Source organism: Zestomonas ipomoeae (assembly GCF_057128665.1).
The window spans coordinates 125,906-141,701 of sequence record NZ_JBSKHQ010000014.1; the positions used below are offsets into that span (position 1 = coordinate 125,906).

Sequence of the window (15,796 nt, forward strand, 5' to 3'; positions counted from 1 at the left end):
GCATGCTCAATCACGCGGTAAGCCGCATTACAGAGAGTTTTTCTACGGTGAAAAGCAAACTCAAGCTCCATGGGTTCAACAACCTGACCAAGACCTTGAGCTTCAACATTTATGACATCTGCTATGCGGAAACGCCGGAAGACCAGCAGGCCTACGTGCAGTACATCGACGAAGAGTACGATGCCGAGCGCCTGACGCAGATTCTCACCGATGTTGTCGACATCATTGGCGCCAATATCCTGAACATCGCCCGTCAGGATTACGACCCGCAAGGCGCCAGCGTGACCATTCTCATCTCCGAGCAGCCGGTGACGCCCACCGACAGCCAGATCGAGGAGTCGCCGGGGCCGCTGCCGGAAACCATCCTGGCGCACCTCGACAAGAGTCACATCACCGTGCACACCTACCCGGAGATCCATCCGGTGGATGGCATCGCCACCTTCCGTGTGGACATCGACGTCTCCACCTGCGGGGTGATTTCGCCGCTGAAGGCGCTGAACTACCTGATCCACCAGTTCGATTCGGACATCGTCACGGTCGATTACCGGGTACGCGGCTTCACCCGCGACGTGGAAGGCAAGAAGCACTTCATCGATCACCAGATCAACTCGATCCAGAACTACCTGTCTGAGGACACGCGCGCGGCCTACCAGATGACCGACGTCAACGTGTACCAGGAGAACCTGTTCCACACCAAGATGCTGTTGAAGAACTTCGAACTGGAGAGCTACCTGTTCGGCGACGCCACCAGCAATCTGTCGCCGGAGCAGCGCAAGCAGGTGGAAGAGCGGCTGCGCCACGAGATGCTGGAGATCTTCTACGGCCGCAACATGCCGCATTGATACGCAGCGGCAGGCTTGACGCTGCAGGAAAAGCAAAGGGCGCCGGTTGGCGCCCTTTGTGTTTTTCCCCGGGTCATCTTTTGCAGCTCAGATCCGGTAGGTGCTTTTCGTCATCACCTTGGACAGCAGGGTCATGCCCAGCTTGATCGGCGCCGGGAAGCGCAGGCCGCCGGCTTCCAGCGCGCTGGTTGCATGCTGCTCCTCGTCCTGGCGCATCTGCTCGAGAATCGCGCGGGATTTCTGGTCCTGCTCGGGCAGTTGTTCGAGGTGCTCATCGAGGTGCTTGCATACCTGGTCCTCGGTGGCGGCGACGAAGCCCAGGCTGACCCTGTCGCTGACCAGCCCGGCCACCGCGCCGACGCCAAAGGACAGGCCGTAGAACAGCGGGTTGAGCACGCTTGGATGGCTGCCCAGTTCGCGAATGCGCTGCTCGCACCAGGCCAGGTGGTCGATCTCTTCGTCGGCGGCCCGCTCCATGGCGGAACGCACCTCAGGCAGCTTGGCGGTCAGCGCCTGACCCTGGTACAGCGCCTGGGCACAAACCTCGCCGGTATGGTTGATGCGCATCAGGCCGGCGACATGGCGGGCATCGCTGTCGTTGAGCTCGGCGTCCGGCTGCACGATGGCAGGGGACGGTCGATAGGGCTGGCCGCTGAACGGCAGCAGGGTGCGCAGGGCGGCATCGGCCTGCAGCAGCAGGCGGTCGACGGGGGAATAGTGGCGGTCGCTGGTCATGGGCACCTCCGCAGATGAGATTCTTGGCAGTTTACCCGATCCACCCCGGTGCGGCTTGACCGGGGTCAGGGCAGTTCGCGCAGTACCCGCAGGCCAAGGGCGTAGTCCTTGTGCTGGGGCTGCTTGAGGTCGCGGAAACTGCTGCGCAGGTACGCCGAGCCGCTGTTCCAGGCACCGCCGCGAACCACTCGCGGGCTGCGATCGAGCGGGCTGGCCGCGCGGGCCTCGCTACCGTCGAACGGGCTGTGGAAGGCCGAGGCGGTCCATTCCCAGACGTTGCCGGCGGTATCGAACAGGCCGAAGGCGTTCGGCGCGAACTGGCCGACCTGGGCGGTCTTGTGACGGATCAGGCGCGAGGTGGCGCAGCCACGGCAGTGGGCACGTGGTTGCTGCTCGTGGCTATCGAGCTGCTCGCCCCACCAGTAGTAGCCGTTGCTGCCGGCGCGGGCGGCGTATTCCCACTCCGCCTCGCTGGGCAGGCGATAGCGCTGACCGGTGGCGTGCGACAGCCATTGGCAATAGCCCAGGGCATCGAACCAGGAAATGTTGATCACCGGGCGCTCGGCGGTAAGCCCCCAGCCTTCGTTGTCCGGCATGGCTTTGCCGGTGGCATCGGCGTAGCGCTGCCAGTCGGCGAAGGTCAGCTCGAAGCGGCCGATGGCGAACGGCTTGTCGATAACGACCCGATGTGCCGGTCGCTCGTTGTGGTTGCCGCGACCGCTGGCATCGCCCAGCACAAAGTCGCCGGCCGGCACCACCACCAGTTCCGGCCCAAGGCCGCCATCCGCCAAGGGGTCGCGCAGCAGGTTGCCGGCCTCGTGGGCAAAGACCGGCAGCGACGCCAGGCAGGAAAGGGCGAGAAGGGCGAGGCGGCGCATCAACCCGGCGGCCAGTGCATCTGGCGCTGGCCGAGCACATGCATGTGGATGTGGTAGACGGTCTGCCCGCCCTGTTCGTTGCAGTTCATCACTACGCGAAACCCTTCATCGCAGCCCTGCTCCTTGGCCAAGCGCTGGGCAGTGAAGAGAATGTGCCCGGCAAGTGCGCGGTCTGCTTCGGTCAGTTCGTTGAGCGTGGCGATGTGGCGCTTGGGAATCACCAGGAAATGCACCGGCGCCTGCGGGCCGATATCGTGGAAGGCGACGACCTGGTCGTCTTCGTAGAGCTTGCGCGCGGGAATATCCCCGGCGACGATCTTGCAAAACAGACAGTCCATGGGCAGTCTCCCGGGCTGTTTAAGAAGCCCCCGAGTTTAACGGGGCGCAATGGGGCCGGCCAGCCTTGCTTGGCCCGCACGAGGAGCGCGTGTGAAGAACGATATTCATGATCTGGGCCTGGTGCTCGATTCCAAGGTCAAGCTGGTGGTGATCGAGTCCTGGGACGAGCCGCGGGTGCTGGAAACCCTGACCGGCCTGGCGGTCAAGCGCGGCCTGGGCTTGCACCTGTGGTCGGTGACCGAGGGCCTGCAGCAACTAGGCTTCGGCGGCGGCCTGCCGGGCGCGGAGAACAGCCAAGACGCGGAGGCGGCGCTCAAGCTGATCAAGCACGATCCGCAGCCGAACCTGTATGTGCTATGCGACCTGCATCCGTTCCTCGATGACAACCCGCGGCTGGTGCGCCTGCTCAAGGAAGTGGCAATGGCCGAGGGGGCGCAGAAGCCGACGCTGGTGCTGGTGTCCCATGCGCTGAAACTGCCGCCCGAAGTGCAGCGCTACGCGGCCCGTTTCAGCTTGTCGCTGCCGTCTGAGGACGAGCTGCTCGGCATTGTGCGCGAAGAGGCCGCGCGCTGGAGCGAGCGCAATCGCGGCGCGCGGGTACGCACCGACAATCGCACCCTGCAGCAGGTGGTGAAGAACCTGCGCGGCATGAGCCACGGCGAGGCCCGCGCGCTGGCGCGCAACGTGATCTGCGACGACGGCGCCATTACCCAGGAAGACCTGCCGGAGCTGAACAAGACCAAGTTCCAGCTCCTCGACCTGGAAGGCGTGCTCAGCTTCGAATACGAGACGGCGCGCTTCGCCGAGGTCGGCGGCCTGGCCAACCTCAAGCGTTGGCTGGCCGAGCGACAGAGCGCGTTCCTCGAGGGCAAGGGCATCGACCAGCCCAAGGGCGTGCTGCTGGTCGGCGTGCAGGGCGGCGGCAAGAGCCTGGCAGCCAAGGCCGTGGCCGGCCTCTGGGGCCTGCCGTTGCTGCGCCTGGACTTCGCCTGCCTGTACAACAAGTTCTTCGGCGAGACCGAGCGCAATTTGCGCGAGGCGCTGCGCCTGGCCGAGCAGATGGCACCCTGTGTGTTGTGGATGGACGAGGTGGAGAAGGGCCTGGCCAGCGGCGATCATGACGGCGGAGTCAGTCAGCGCGTGCTCGGCACGCTGCTGACCTGGATGGCCGAGCGCAAGGCACCGGTGTTCATGGTCGCCACCGCCAATGCCATCGATCGCCTGCCGCCGGAGCTGGTGCGCAAGGGGCGTTTCGACGAGCTGTTTTTCGTCGACCTGCCGAACGCTTCGGTACGGGCCGAGATTTTCCGCATTCACCTGTCCCGCCGCGAACTGGATCCGGCGGGCTTCGACCTGAACGTGCTGGCGGCAGCCAGCGAGGGCTTCTCCGGGGCGGAGATCGAGCAGGCAGTGGTCAGCGCGCTGTACGCCGGGCAGGCCCAGCAGCAGCCGGTCGATCAGCGCCTGCTGTTGCAGAACCTGCAGAGTACCTCGCCGCTGTCGGTGGTGATGGCGGAATCGCTGGCCGGGCTACGGGCCTGGGCGGATGGGCGTACCGTGCCGGCGGACTGAGGCCGGCCGTGCTAGTCGAGCAGCAGTTGACGGTGGGCGCGTGCCGTCAGCTTGCACGCCAGCCAGCGTGGCGCGAAGCGCGGGGCGAGGGCCAGCAGGCGGTTGCGCCAGCCGGGAATGATGATCGCACGGTCCTTTTCCAGTGCCCGGACGGTGTGCAGCGCCACTTCCTCGGCACCCATCAACCGCTTGCTGCCAGCCAGGCCGTTGAGGTTCAGGCGCGCACCGCGGAAGAACGCGCTGCGGGTCGGGCCGGGGCAGAGCACGCTGACCTTGACTCCCAGCGGTCGTAGTTCTTCTCGCAGCGCTTCGGAAAAGTGCAGGACATAGGCCTTGCTGGCGTAGTAGCTGCTCATCCAGACGCCGGGCTGAAATGCCGCCAGCGAGGCGACGTTGAGAATCTGCCCGCCGCCCTGGGCCACCATGCGCTGGCCGATGGCATGACAGAGCCGGGTCAGCGCCAGGACGTTGACTTCGAGCAGTTCCTGCTCGCGGCTCCAGTCCAGCTCGATAAACGCCCCGGCGCTGCCGAGGCCGGCACAGTTGACCAGTAGATCGATCCGCCGCTCGCTGTGCTCGATTTCATGCAGCAGGCCGGAGAGTTGCAGAGGTTCGCTCAGGTCGCAAAGGCGGAACAGCACCTCGACCCCGAAGCGCTGGGTCAGCTCGCAGGCGATGCTTTCCAGTGCCACCCGTTGGCGGGCCACCAGGATCAGCTTGCGGCCCCGGCGGGCGAGGGCTTCGGCCAGGGCCAGGCCGATGCCGCTCGAGGCGCCGGTAATCAGGGCATAACCAGGCATGGGACTCTCCGTGGCGGAACCCGCCTTGGACAGCACGAGCGTGGGCGGGTTGCCGGTGGGGGCTTATTCTTCCTCGTAGTCCCAGGCCGGGTCGGCGGACTCGTAGGCGCCCGGCTCGATGCCCTCCATGCTCTCCATATCTCCCAGGCCGCTCATTAGCCCCATGGAGCCCACCATGATGGCGGCGGCCACGCCGAGGGCGATGATTCCGAGCCAGAGCCAGGCCAGTACCTTGACCGCGGTGCTGTTGGGCGGCGGCGGTGGGCCGAAGCGGTTCGCTCCGGCGGTGCCGGGGATCAGCAGCATCAACAGGGGAAACACGCTGCCGACGATCGGTACCAGATTGAGCAGATAGAGCCAGCCGGACCAGCCGATATCGTGCAGGCGCTGAACGCCCATCATCACGCTGACCACCAGCAAGCCGATCCCCACCAGGACGGCGAGGATACCGCCGACTACATCGGAGATGGCGAAGCCCATCATCGCTACGCCCATCAGGGCCGCCGCGGCGAACATCAGCACCATCGACCAGGCCAGGTAGCGCAGCCGGCCGATGCGGCCTTCGATGCCGAAGGGCTTGAGTTCCGAGTACTCCGGCAGCGCTTCGCCGACGTCTGCCTGCGGCGTGGCATAGGGCGAAACGCCGGCCGTGGAGGCCGCAGGCGCGCTCTTCTGCTGGGCTTGCAGCTCTGTCTGGCGTGCGAGGAATTTCTCGATGATGATGCCGCAGGCCGCACACTCGTTGGCCTTGGCCTGCTCGTGTCCGCATTTCGGGCAGCTCATGCGGCCGGTTTCGACGGGGGTGGGCTCCGCCGCGGCTTGCTGTTCCGCTTCCGACGGCACCAGGCTCAGATCGAGTTCCTTGCGCACCTTGGCACCCGCCTGCTGCAGCGCCGCCAGGTATTTGTCCGCCTCGCTCGCGGGCAGGTCGCGCTTGAGCGCCACGTCGTTGCCGGAAAACAGGTTGTCGATCTTCGAGCGGTCGCTCTTGAACAGGCGGGCAAGGTTGTCCTTGACGGTTTCCAAGGCCATTTCAGGCATCAGTTGACCATCGAATACGATCTTGTAGCGGGCTTCGGCCATAGCGGCTTCCCTGTCAGCGATGAAAGAGGGTGGGCACAGCCTAATAGCGTAGCGGGGCTTACGACAAGCATTGACACGGTTTCAGCCCCCGCGCAGCGGTCGCCAGCGGCCGACCAGGCGGCCATGGCGCAACAGGCGCACCTCGTCAAAGGTGTCGAACAGGCCTTGCAGGTGCCTCGGCCGGAAAAACACCCAGTCATCCACGTTCAATTCGGTCCCGGCCGAACCGCTCAGGCGCTGGCGACCGGTGCTGCGCCGATACAACGGGTCGGCGTCGAGGCCGCCGGGCGACACGGGGATGGCGGCGGCTGTGCTGCCTGGCAGGTAGAACGCCCGCTGACGGTTGGCGTTCCAGCGTTCCCGTAGATCTTGCAGCGTATCCAGATAGGGCAGTGCAGCCTTCTCGGCTGCCAGAACCGGGCTGGCAATCCATAGGGCGGCACGCTGGCTGGCGAGCAGCGGGGTGTCGAGCGCGGCGGGTTTGAGCAGCGCTGCGCCGACGGTCACTTCGTTCAGCGGCGTGTCGCCGGCGGCATGCAGCGGGTAGGTCAGGCTGCTCGCGCCGGTGAGCAGGGGCTGCTCGGGCCAGACGTTTGCAAAACCCTGCGCGACCCCGACGAAGGCCCGATAGCGCGCCGCGCTATCGGCAAACGCCTGCTGCTGGCTGATCCAGAAAGGACTGTGGGCGATCTGCTGGTCATCGCCCGACAACCCGCGCAGACGCAACGGTGTCTGCCGAGCGCTCAGCCACTGCAAGGCCTCGCCCAGCGCCTGCGGGACGGCGAATCCGCCGTTTGCCAGGCCCACGTCGATCGCCAGGGCGACCTGCATCGGCTGGCCAAGGGCCTGCGCCAGTTCTGCATACTGGACGAGGCGCTGCGGGCTGTCGACCAGCCAGGTCAGCTGATGCGCGGGGCGGAACGCCAGGTGCTGCGGCAGCTTCTGGTAAAAGCCGAGGGCGGCGTCGGCCGGTATTGGCACGCCCAGCAGCAGGTCGGCGTCGGGAAAGCTGCGGGCCAACTGGTTCAGGTGCTGCGGCTGGGAAACCCTGAAGCGCCGGGTCGCGAGCTTTCGCCCCAGGTAGTCGAGTAGTCCGTTGGCCGCCAGGTCGTCGCTCTCCAGGCGCAAGGCAAGCGTGTCGCCGAGGTGCTGGGCCAGCCGCTCGGCGTTGGCATCCAGCCGGTCCAGGTCGATCACCAGCAGCGGCAGGCCGCCACCCTCGCGCTTGAGCAGCCCGTTCAGACGGGCGAAGTAGTCGTCGTGGGGGCGACCTTCGTCGTCGGGGCGCGCCACCCACAGCGCGAGCAGGCCGACCGCGCCCAGGCCGAGCAGGCGGCGTCGCTTCATTGCGGCCAGTGCAGGGCCAACTGTGCGGCGCGGCTTTGCGCCTGGCGGTACTCGCGGTCCAGGCGCGCTACCAGTTCGTCGACGGTGGGCAGGTCGCGGATGTTGCCGACCCCCTGGCCGGCTGACCAGACGGTCTTCCAGGCCTTGGCTTCGTCGTCGACCGGTTTGAGCTTTTCCCCGTAGTTGATGTCGGCCTTGTCCTGCAGGCGCTTCAGGTCGAACCCGGCCTGCTCCAGGCTCTGTCGCATGAAGCTCGCCGGCACGCCGGAAACCGCCGGGGTGTGCACGATGTCGGCGGCCCTGGCTTCCAGCAGCATCTCCTTGTAGGCGAGCACGGCATCGCTTTCGTGGGTGGCGATGAAGCGAGTGCCGAGGTAGGCCAGATCGGCGCCGAGCAACTGGGCGGCCAGGATCTCGTGGCCGTGGTTAAGGCAGCCGGCCAGCAACAGGGTCTTGTCGAAGAACTGGCGAATCTCCGCAATCAGCGCGAACGGACTCCAGGTGCCGGCATGCCCACCGGCGCCCGCAGCCACGGCGATCAGCCCATCGACCCCGGCTTCGGCGGCTTTCTCGGCGTGGCGGCGGGTGGTCACGTCATGGAATACCAGACCGCCATAGCTGTGTACCGCATCCACCACCTCTTTCACCGCACCAAGGCTGGTGATCACGACCGGGACTTTCTTCTCCACGCAGATAGCCAGATCGGCCTGCAACCGCGGGTTGCTGTGATGCACGATCAGGTTCACGGCGAAGGGCGCGGCGTCGGCCTCCAGCCCTGCCTGGATCTCGTCCAGCCAGGCGCGAAAGCCGCTGCTCTCGCGCTGGTTCAGCGCCGGGAAGCTGCCGACGATGCCGCTGCGACAGCAGGCCAGCACCAGAGCGGGGTTGGAAACCAGGAACATGGGCGCGGCGACCACCGGCAGGCGCAGGCGCTGATCGAGCAGGGCGGGCAGGGACATGGCGATTCCTCTTGGTCAGAAGGGTTTGACGACGACGAGAATGACGATGAGCAGCAGGAACAGCACCGGCACCTCGTTGAACCAGCGGTAGAACACATGGCTGCGGGCGTTCTCGCCGCGGGCAAAGCGCTTCAGTTGCGCGCCGCAGACATGGTGGTAGCCGATCAGCAGCACGACCAGGGTGAGCTTGGCGTGCATCCAGCCCATCTTCAGCCACGCCGGATTGAGGTAGAGCAGCCAGATGCCGAGCAGCACGGTGGCCAGCATCGACGGCAACATGATGCCGCGATACAGCTTGCGCTCCATGACGCAGAAGCGCTCGCGGCTGGGGCCGTCCTCGCTCATGGCGTGGTAGACGAACAGCCGCGGCAGGTAGAACAGGCCGGCGAACCAGCAGACCATGGCGATGATGTGCAGGGCCTTGACCCAGAGATAGAGCATTGCGTGGTTCCTTCGGGCGAGAGTGCTTGGATACTAGTGGCGACCCGCTCGGCATGCCATCCAGTGGCTCCGAGGGTAGCGCACTGGTCGCGTCGCCGGGAGGCAAAGGTTGGCCCGTGGCCGATGCGGCTTTATCATCGGCAGCTTTCCAATCGGTTGGTGCGAGGGGCTGGACATGATCAAGGTCGGTATCGTCGGCGGCACGGGATACACCGGGGTAGAGCTGTTGCGTCTGTTGGCCCAGCACCCCTACGCCGAAGTGGCGGTGATCACCTCGCGCTCCGAGGCAGGAATGAAGGTCGCCGACATGTATCCGAACCTGCGCGGCCACTACGACGCGCTGGCCTTCAGCGTGCCGGACACCCAGACCCTGGGTGCCTGCGACGTGGTGTTCTTCGCCACGCCCCACGGTGTCGCGCATGCCCTGGCCGGCGAGCTGCTGGCGGCCGGCACACGGGTGATCGACCTGTCCGCCGACTTCCGCCTGCAGGACGCCGACGAGTGGGCCAAGTGGTATGGCCAGCCCCATGGCGCGCCGGCGTTGCTCGGCGAAGCGGTATACGGCCTGCCGGAGGTCAACCGCGACGAGATCAGGAGCGCACGCCTGATCGCCGTGCCCGGCTGCTACCCGACCGCCGCCCAGCTCGGCTTGATCCCCTTGCTGGAAGCCGGGCTGGCTGACAACTCGCGGCTGATCGCCGACTGCAAGTCGGGCGTCAGCGGCGCCGGACGCGGTGCCAGCGTGGGCTCGCTGTTCAGTGAGGCCGGGGAAAGCATGAAGGCCTATTCGGTCAAGGGCCATCGCCATCTGCCCGAGATTCGCCAGGGGCTGCGTCGAGCAGCCAAGGGCGACGTCGGGCTGACTTTCGTGCCGCACCTGACGCCAATGATCCGTGGCATTCATGCCACCCTCTACGCCACCGTGGCGGACCAGTCCGTGGATCTGCAAGCGCTTTATGAACGGCGCTACGCCAACGAGCCCTTTGTCGACGTCATGCCCGCCGGCAGCCATCCGGAAACCCGCAGCGTACGGGGTGCCAATGTCTGCCGTCTGGCTGTGCACCGGCCCCAGGGTGGCGATCTGGTGGTGGTGCTCTCGGTGATTGATAACCTGGTCAAGGGGGCGTCGGGGCAGGCAGTGCAGAACATGAACATTCTTTTCGGTTTCGACGAGCGCTCCGGGCTGTCCCACGCTGCGCTGTTGCCCTGATGGCCGGCTGGGAAGTACGCCCGCACGATCCTCGTCGCGAGCGGCAGCTGCGCGGCCTCCTGGTTCTGTTGATCGTTGCGCTGCCCCTGGTCTTCTGGGCCGGGCAGCGATGGCAGGTGGCGGAACTCGGCGAAGCCTACAGCCGCAATGAGCCGCTGCAGGCGCAACTGGCGGAGCAGAACAAGACGTTGGAGGCGTTGCGCCAGCGTCTCGCGGTGGTGAGCAGCGGCGAACGTCTCGCCCAGCAAGCCAACGAGCAGAGCCGGCAGAGCATCAAGCTGCTGGAAGAGCAGATCTTCAAGCTGCAGCAGGAATTGTCCTTCTACAAGGGGGTCCTGGCCCCGGCCAGCCGCCGCGAAGGACTGCGCATCCGCGCCTTTGAGTTGCAGGCCACGGACGACCCGCGCCGTTTTCGCTATAAATTGATGCTCAGTCGGGTGGGGCAGGACGACAAGCCGCTCGAGGGCCGGGCCCATGTCACCCTTATCGGTCGACGCGGTGGCGCAGACGCTACGCTGGACCTGGCGACGCTTTCCGAAGAGCTCACCGATCAGGACATTCCCTTCTCTTTCAAGCATTTCCAGGCCTTCCCGGAAGGCGGTCGGTTTGCCGAAATGGAACTGCCCGAAGGCTTCGAGCCCCATCAAGTCAAAATCAGCGCCGAGGTCAAAGGACAGAAACCCATGGAGCGCACCTTCAAATGGATCGACGAGGAGTAACGGTCGAATGTTCAGCAAAACCAAGCCAAAAGCCGACTTGCAGCGTTTCAGCGGCAAGACCAGCGTGATCGCCGCGGGCGCCGAAGTGCTCGGCGATCTGCGTTTTCAGGGGGCCGTGCAGGTGGATGGCCGCCTGTCTGGCAACCTCGTGGCCAACGAAGGGCTGGTGCGGGTCAGTGTCGACGGCCAGGTGGAGGGCGAGATACGTGCTCCCCATGTCGTGCTCGACGGCGAAGTGATTGGTGATGTCTATGCCTGCGAGCACCTGGAACTGGGCGCCCGTGCCCGCGTGCGGGGTAATCTCTATTATGGGCTGATGGAAATGGCCGTTGGGGCGCAGATCGAAGGCCGTCTCTGCCACCTCAAGGAGAACCCGCGACCTCTGGAGCTGCCCTCCAGCCTGGACCTTGATCAATAGTTGACCACTTTGGTGGGGTAAGCGGATAATGCCCACCCCTAATGCAGCAGGGCGCATGGCGCCGGGAGATCAGCAGCATGAGCGTCGAAACCTTCACCCCCACTCCCTTGCTGTTCTCGCAGGGCGCGGCGAGCAAGGTGAAGAACCTGATCGATGAGGAGGGCAATCCGCGCCTGAAGCTGCGCGTCTTCGTCACTGGCGGCGGCTGTTCCGGGTTCCAATATGGCTTCACCTTCGATGAGGAGGTGGCCGAGGACGACACCATCGTCGAACGTGAGGGTGTCAGCCTGGTGGTCGACCCGATGAGCTTCCAGTATCTGGTGGGCGCCGAAGTGGACTACCAGGAAGGTCTGGAAGGCTCGCGCTTCGTTATCAACAACCCGAACGCTTCTACCACCTGCGGCTGCGGCCAGTCCTTTTCCATCTGATCAATCGCTGAATTCAGCGCCGCGCTTCATGCGCGGCGTTTTGCATTCTGGTGCTTGAAAGATCTCAGGCGGGGTAGATCGCGCCGAGCACGCGCAATCCCCGCGCTCCGGTGACGCTCGGCCGGTTGGCGGGAATGCCTTCCAGGCAGCAGTGGGCCAGCCAGGCGAACGCCATGGCTTCGACCCAATCCGGGTCCACGTTGCGGGTAGCGGTGCTGCTCACCGAACAGCCTGGTAGCAATGCTGCAAGGCGGTCCATCAGGGCGCGGTTGTGCGCACCGCCGCCACACACCAACAGCTCCGAAGTACCCGTTTGGGCTGCTTGCAGCGCATCGACGATGCTGCGGGCGGTCAGTTCCAGCAGGGTCGCCTGCACATCGACCGGTACCACGGGCGGCAGGCTGGCCAGGTGCTGTTCGAGCCAGGGCAGGTTGAACAGCTCGCGGCCTGTGCTCTTGGGGCCGCGGGCGCGGAAGTACGGATCGTTGAGCAGGCGCTTGAGCAGCTCATCATCGAGCTTTCCGCTGGCGGCCCAGGCCCCGTCTCGGTCGTAGGGTTCGTCGCGCTGTTGTTGAATCCAGGCGTCCAACAAGACGTTCCCTGGACCGCAATCGAAACCGTGCACCTCCTGGCCAGGAGTCAGCAGGCTCAGGTTACTGAAACCACCGACATTCAAGACCGCACGCGGCTCCCGCGTATCGTCGAACAGCGCCTGGTGAAATGCCGGCACCAGGGGCGCTCCCTGGCCCCCAGCGGCCAGATCCCGGCGACGAAAGTCGGCGACGACGCAGATTCCGGTCAACTCGGCGAGCAGTGCCGGATTACCGATCTGCACGCTGAAGCCGCGGGCCGGCTCATGGCGCACGGTCTGCCCGTGGCTGCCAATGGCGCGGATCGCGTTGGGGGAAAGTCGGTGTCGCGCGAGCAGGGTGGCGATGCCCTGGGCGGCCAGCTCTACCCAGCGCTGTTCGGCAACCGCAGCGCGGGCCAGTTCGTCAGGGCCGGATGCGCACAATGCGAGCAGCTCGGCGCGCAGCTCGGCGGGTAATGGCAGGTAATGGCTGGCAAGCAGGCGCGGACGCTGCTGCTGTTCGATCAGTGCGATGTCCAGCCCATCCAGGCTGGTGCCGGACATCACACCGAGATAGAGGGGCATGGCCTTACTGCTGCTTGTTCAGCGCAAGCATCGTGGCCTTTTCCTGGTCCATGCGCGCCATCAGCGGCTGGGCCATTTGCAGGAAACGCTGCTTCTCGTTGGCCGCAATCGGGTCGGACATCGGCAGCTTCACGCCCAGCGGATCGACGTGCACGCCGTTGACCTGGAACTCGTAATGCAAGTGCGGGCCAGTGGAAAGACCGGTGGTGCCGATATAGCCGATGATCTGCCCCTGCTTGACGCTGGTGCCGGTGCGAATGCCCTTGGCAAAGCCCTGCATGTGGGCATACAGGGTGCGATAGCGATTACCGTGTTGAATGACCACAGCGTTGCCGTAGCCGCCCTTGCGTCCGGCCAGGATTACCTTGCCGTCGCCGGTGCTCTTGATCGGCGTGCCTCGGGGCGCGGCGTAGTCCACGCCCTTGTGAGCACGAATCTTGTTGAGGATCGGATGCTTGCGCCCGTTGGAAAAGCGCGAGCTGATACGGGCGAAGTCGACGGGGGTGCGAATGAACGCCTTGCGCATGCTGCTACCGTCGGCGTTGTAGTAGCTGGTCTGGCCCTGCTTGTTGGTGTAGCGCACGGCGCTATAGGCCTTGCCCTTGTTGACGAAGCGAGCGGCCAGGATGCCGCCGTTGCCAACGCGCTTGCCGTCGACAACCTTCTCTTCGTAGATCACCTCGAACTCGTCGCCGCGGCGGATATCCAGGGCGAAGTCGATGTCGTAGCCGAAGATGTTGGCCAGATCCATGGTCAGGTTGTGCGACAGGCCAGCGCGCTTGGCAGCATTGAACAGGGAGCTGTCGATTACCCCGCGAGCGTACGCGGAGCGTACTTCCGGCTTGATCATCTCGCGCTTGAACGAGAAACCATCGGCGGTTTTGCTCAGGGCCACGCTTTCCAAAGCGCTCAGCTTGCTGCTCAGTCGTTCCAGCTGGCCTTCGGCATTGAGCTGGAATTCCAGTACCTGGCCGACCTTGAGGCGGCTGAGCTGTTTGGCGTCCTTGCTGCTATTCAGTACTTCATGCACTTCGCTGGCGGGGAGACCGACCTTGGCAAATACGGTGGAGAGCGTATCGCCGTTGGCGACGGTCACCAAGCGCTGGCGGGGATCGGTCTTTTCGCGTTCGGCAGAGGCCGTGGCTTCCTCTTCCTGCCGGTCCGTAGTCTGGCTGTCATCGATACGGGCGAATGGGGTTTCTTTCTCGCTCCCGCGCTCCAGATCATCCTTGTCTTGCACGACCTGCTCGGAGCCACCATCCAGTTCCAGGCTCAGGTAGGTTTTCTTCGCTTCCACTTCGCGCGTCGGAAACACCAGTAAAGCCAGGCTGAGCAACGCTGCTACGCCGCTTGCAGCCAGCAGGTGGCTTTTCGGGTAGCGCGGTGCTTGAGGTGCTTTATACGTCATGGCATCCGGGGTTTTTGCATATGAAATAACTGTCTAAAATATAACCAAATCCATCTTGAGGCAAGTCTGCGCCGGGTCTCCCCGACCGACAGGCCCCATCAGACCGCAAAACTTGTAATTAGTTAGCGATCTTGTATGGTTGGTTCCCTTTCGTTTTTGAGTGGTCATGAGGCCTGTCATGAAGTCGGTTGAAGAGCAGCTGGCGCTGATCAAGCGTGGCGCGCAAGAGGTTCTGGTGGAGTCCGAGCTAGTCGAGAAGCTCAAGCGCGGTCAGCCGCTTCGCATCAAGGCGGGTTTCGATCCGACCGCTCCCGATCTTCACCTCGGGCATACCGTGCTTATTAATAAGCTGCGCCAGTTCCAAGAGCTGGGGCACCAGGTCATTTTCCTGATCGGCGACTTCACCGGCATGATTGGCGACCCCAGTGGCAAGAGCGCGACCCGTCCTCCGCTTACCCGGGACCAGGTGCTGGAGAATGCCGAGACCTACAAGACCCAGGTGTTCAAGGTCCTCGATCCGGCCAAGACCGAAGTGGCGTTCAACTCCACCTGGATGGACAGGCTCACTCCGGCCGATTTCATCCGCCTCGCCTCGCAGTACACCGTCGCGCGCATGCTCGAACGCGACGACTTCCAGAAGCGTTACGAGGGCAACCAGCCGATCGCCATTCATGAGTTCCTCTATCCATTGGTCCAGGGCTACGACTCCGTGGCTCTGCGCGCCGATGTCGAACTAGGCGGTACCGACCAGAAGTTCAACCTGCTGATGGGGCGTGAGTTGCAGCGCGCCTACGGGCAGGAGTCCCAGTGCATCGTCACCATGCCGCTGCTCGAAGGGTTGGATGGCGTCAAGAAGATGTCCAAGTCGCTGGGCAACTATATAGGTATCCAAGAGCTGCCCGGTGTCATGTACAACAAGCTGGTGTCCATGCCGGATGCCTTGATGTGGCGCTACTTCGAGCTGCTGAGCTTCCGCTCGATGGATGAGATCGGCGAGTTCCGTCGGGATGTCGAGGGTGGCGCCAATCCGCGGGATATAAAGATCAAGCTGGCCGAAGAGATTGTCGCGCGCTTCCATGGTGACGAGGCGGCCGCCAGTGCGCATCGCTCCGCTGGCAATCGCATGAAGGATGGCGAGCTGCCGGCGGACCTTCCGGAGATCGAGCTGCTGGCGACTGAGGATATGCCGATTGCCTCCGTCCTTAATAAGGCAGGCCTCGTCAAGAATGCCGCGATGGCGCGGGACCTGCTCGGCTCCAGTGGTGTGCGAGTCGATGGCGAGGTGGTGGATCGCTCCTTTATGTTCAAGGTCGGCGAAGCCCATGTATGCCAGGCTGGGAAAAAGGCTTTCGCCCGCATAACGTTGAAATCCGAATAAAACCTTCATTTAAGTGTTGACGTGGATTTCGTGGGGCCTATAATGCGCACCACTTCCGGTGCAGGCCTCTCGGAAAACTCCTT

General features: G+C 64.4%; 17 protein-coding genes. 7 read left to right on the forward strand and 10 right to left on the reverse strand.

What is annotated here, in order from left to right:
• The first annotated feature begins 47 nt into the window (after positions 1-47).
• Complete coding sequence (gene speD / locus ACWKV7_RS15970) at positions 48-842, forward strand: adenosylmethionine decarboxylase (RefSeq protein ID WP_483858672.1); 795 nt, start codon at positions 48-50, stop codon at positions 840-842.
• Between the two features lie 87 nt (positions 843-929).
• Here speD and coq7 read toward each other — a convergent pair whose 3' ends face one another.
• From coq7 to ACWKV7_RS15985, 3 genes are all read right to left on the reverse strand, one after another.
• The gene (coq7, locus tag ACWKV7_RS15975) at positions 930-1,577 is read right to left on the reverse strand and encodes a 2-polyprenyl-3-methyl-6-methoxy-1,4-benzoquinone monooxygenase (protein WP_483858673.1); all 648 of its coding nucleotides are present in this window, start codon (positions 1,575-1,577) and stop codon (positions 930-932) included.
• Between the two features lie 65 nt (positions 1,578-1,642).
• Complete coding sequence (locus ACWKV7_RS15980; RefSeq protein ID WP_483858674.1) at positions 1,643-2,455, reverse strand: formylglycine-generating enzyme family protein; 813 nt, start codon at positions 2,453-2,455, stop codon at positions 1,643-1,645.
• Complete coding sequence (locus ACWKV7_RS15985; protein WP_483858675.1) at positions 2,455-2,793, reverse strand: histidine triad nucleotide-binding protein; 339 nt, start codon at positions 2,791-2,793, stop codon at positions 2,455-2,457. The genes ACWKV7_RS15980 and ACWKV7_RS15985 overlap by 1 nt, the downstream gene beginning before the upstream one ends.
• 91 nt (positions 2,794-2,884) lie before the next feature.
• Between ACWKV7_RS15985 and ACWKV7_RS15990 the strand changes: the two genes are divergently transcribed.
• Positions 2,885-4,366, forward strand: coding sequence for an AAA family ATPase (locus tag ACWKV7_RS15990; RefSeq protein ID WP_483858676.1), 1,482 nt, complete (start codon positions 2,885-2,887; stop codon positions 4,364-4,366).
• A gap of 11 nt (positions 4,367-4,377) precedes the next feature.
• On the opposite strand, the gene ACWKV7_RS15995 is transcribed toward ACWKV7_RS15990, so the two are convergent.
• The 5 genes from ACWKV7_RS15995 to hemJ form a co-directional block, all read right to left on the reverse strand.
• Positions 4,378-5,166 (reverse strand): SDR family NAD(P)-dependent oxidoreductase, encoded by a 789-nt coding sequence (locus ACWKV7_RS15995; protein WP_483858677.1) that lies wholly within the window; start codon positions 5,164-5,166, stop codon positions 4,378-4,380.
• Positions 5,167-5,229: 63 nt separating this feature from the next.
• On the reverse strand, positions 5,230-6,249 hold the full coding sequence (locus tag ACWKV7_RS16000; RefSeq protein ID WP_483858678.1) for a DUF805 domain-containing protein: 1,020 nt from the start codon (positions 6,247-6,249) through the stop codon (positions 5,230-5,232).
• Positions 6,250-6,330: 81 nt separating this feature from the next.
• Positions 6,331-7,596: an alanine racemase gene (locus ACWKV7_RS16005; protein WP_483858679.1), complete on the reverse strand. Its 1,266-nt coding sequence runs from the start codon at positions 7,594-7,596 to the stop codon at positions 6,331-6,333.
• Positions 7,593-8,555, reverse strand: a complete 963-nt coding sequence (locus ACWKV7_RS16010) for an NAD(P)H-dependent flavin oxidoreductase (RefSeq protein WP_483858680.1) — start codon at positions 8,553-8,555, stop codon at positions 7,593-7,595. Before ACWKV7_RS16010 ends, ACWKV7_RS16005 begins: the two co-directional genes overlap by 4 nt.
• A gap of 15 nt (positions 8,556-8,570) precedes the next feature.
• The gene (gene hemJ, locus ACWKV7_RS16015) at positions 8,571-8,996 is read right to left on the reverse strand and encodes a protoporphyrinogen oxidase HemJ (protein ID WP_483858681.1); all 426 of its coding nucleotides are present in this window, start codon (positions 8,994-8,996) and stop codon (positions 8,571-8,573) included.
• A gap of 175 nt (positions 8,997-9,171) precedes the next feature.
• Here hemJ and argC point away from each other — a divergent pair, with 175 nt between their 5' ends.
• The 4 genes from argC (at position 9,172) to erpA (ending at position 11,771) form a co-directional block, all read left to right on the forward strand.
• The gene (argC, locus tag ACWKV7_RS16020; protein ID WP_483858682.1) at positions 9,172-10,206 is read left to right on the forward strand and encodes an N-acetyl-gamma-glutamyl-phosphate reductase; all 1,035 of its coding nucleotides are present in this window, start codon (positions 9,172-9,174) and stop codon (positions 10,204-10,206) included.
• Positions 10,206-10,925: a DUF6776 family protein gene (locus ACWKV7_RS16025; RefSeq protein WP_483858683.1), complete on the forward strand. Its 720-nt coding sequence runs from the start codon at positions 10,206-10,208 to the stop codon at positions 10,923-10,925. The genes argC and ACWKV7_RS16025 overlap by 1 nt, the downstream gene beginning before the upstream one ends.
• A gap of 7 nt (positions 10,926-10,932) precedes the next feature.
• Positions 10,933-11,343, forward strand: a complete 411-nt coding sequence (locus ACWKV7_RS16030; protein ID WP_483858684.1) for a bactofilin family protein — start codon at positions 10,933-10,935, stop codon at positions 11,341-11,343.
• A 77-nt stretch (positions 11,344-11,420) separates the two neighbouring features.
• A complete protein-coding gene (gene erpA, locus ACWKV7_RS16035) occupies positions 11,421-11,771 on the forward strand; it encodes an iron-sulfur cluster insertion protein ErpA (RefSeq protein ID WP_483858685.1) in 351 nt (116 codons plus the stop codon).
• A gap of 64 nt (positions 11,772-11,835) precedes the next feature.
• Here erpA and ACWKV7_RS16040 read toward each other — a convergent pair whose 3' ends face one another.
• Complete coding sequence (locus ACWKV7_RS16040; protein WP_483858686.1) at positions 11,836-12,927, reverse strand: anhydro-N-acetylmuramic acid kinase; 1,092 nt, start codon at positions 12,925-12,927, stop codon at positions 11,836-11,838.
• Positions 12,928-12,931: 4 nt separating this feature from the next.
• Positions 12,932-14,335, reverse strand: a complete 1,404-nt coding sequence (locus tag ACWKV7_RS16045) for a peptidoglycan DD-metalloendopeptidase family protein (protein WP_483858687.1) — start codon at positions 14,333-14,335, stop codon at positions 12,932-12,934.
• A 178-nt stretch (positions 14,336-14,513) separates the two neighbouring features.
• Here ACWKV7_RS16045 and tyrS point away from each other — a divergent pair, with 178 nt between their 5' ends.
• Positions 14,514-15,713, forward strand: a complete 1,200-nt coding sequence (gene tyrS / locus ACWKV7_RS16050; protein WP_483858688.1) for a tyrosine--tRNA ligase — start codon at positions 14,514-14,516, stop codon at positions 15,711-15,713.
• Positions 15,714-15,796: the final 83 nt, after the last annotated feature.

Coding starts and splice junctions, on each gene's coding strand:
- coq7 (WP_483858673.1), bottom strand. CDS start 1,577: ATGACCAGCGACCGCCACTATTCCCCCGTCGACCGCCTGCTGCTGCAG.
- ACWKV7_RS15980 (WP_483858674.1), bottom strand. CDS start 2,455: ATGCGCCGCCTCGCCCTTCTCGCCCTTTCCTGCCTGGCGTCGCTGCCG.
- ACWKV7_RS15985 (WP_483858675.1), bottom strand. CDS start 2,793: ATGGACTGTCTGTTTTGCAAGATCGTCGCCGGGGATATTCCCGCGCGC.
- ACWKV7_RS15995 (WP_483858677.1), bottom strand. CDS start 5,166: ATGCCTGGTTATGCCCTGATTACCGGCGCCTCGAGCGGCATCGGCCTG.
- ACWKV7_RS16000 (WP_483858678.1), bottom strand. CDS start 6,249: ATGGCCGAAGCCCGCTACAAGATCGTATTCGATGGTCAACTGATGCCT.
- ACWKV7_RS16005 (WP_483858679.1), bottom strand. CDS start 7,596: ATGAAGCGACGCCGCCTGCTCGGCCTGGGCGCGGTCGGCCTGCTCGCG.
- ACWKV7_RS16010 (WP_483858680.1), bottom strand. CDS start 8,555: ATGTCCCTGCCCGCCCTGCTCGATCAGCGCCTGCGCCTGCCGGTGGTC.
- hemJ (WP_483858681.1), bottom strand. CDS start 8,996: ATGCTCTATCTCTGGGTCAAGGCCCTGCACATCATCGCCATGGTCTGC.
- argC (WP_483858682.1), top strand. CDS start 9,172: ATGATCAAGGTCGGTATCGTCGGCGGCACGGGATACACCGGGGTAGAG.
- ACWKV7_RS16025 (WP_483858683.1), top strand. CDS start 10,206: ATGGCCGGCTGGGAAGTACGCCCGCACGATCCTCGTCGCGAGCGGCAG.
- ACWKV7_RS16030 (WP_483858684.1), top strand. CDS start 10,933: ATGTTCAGCAAAACCAAGCCAAAAGCCGACTTGCAGCGTTTCAGCGGC.
- erpA (WP_483858685.1), top strand. CDS start 11,421: ATGAGCGTCGAAACCTTCACCCCCACTCCCTTGCTGTTCTCGCAGGGC.
- ACWKV7_RS16040 (WP_483858686.1), bottom strand. CDS start 12,927: ATGCCCCTCTATCTCGGTGTGATGTCCGGCACCAGCCTGGATGGGCTG.
- ACWKV7_RS16045 (WP_483858687.1), bottom strand. CDS start 14,335: ATGACGTATAAAGCACCTCAAGCACCGCGCTACCCGAAAAGCCACCTG.
- tyrS (WP_483858688.1), top strand. CDS start 14,514: ATGAAGTCGGTTGAAGAGCAGCTGGCGCTGATCAAGCGTGGCGCGCAA.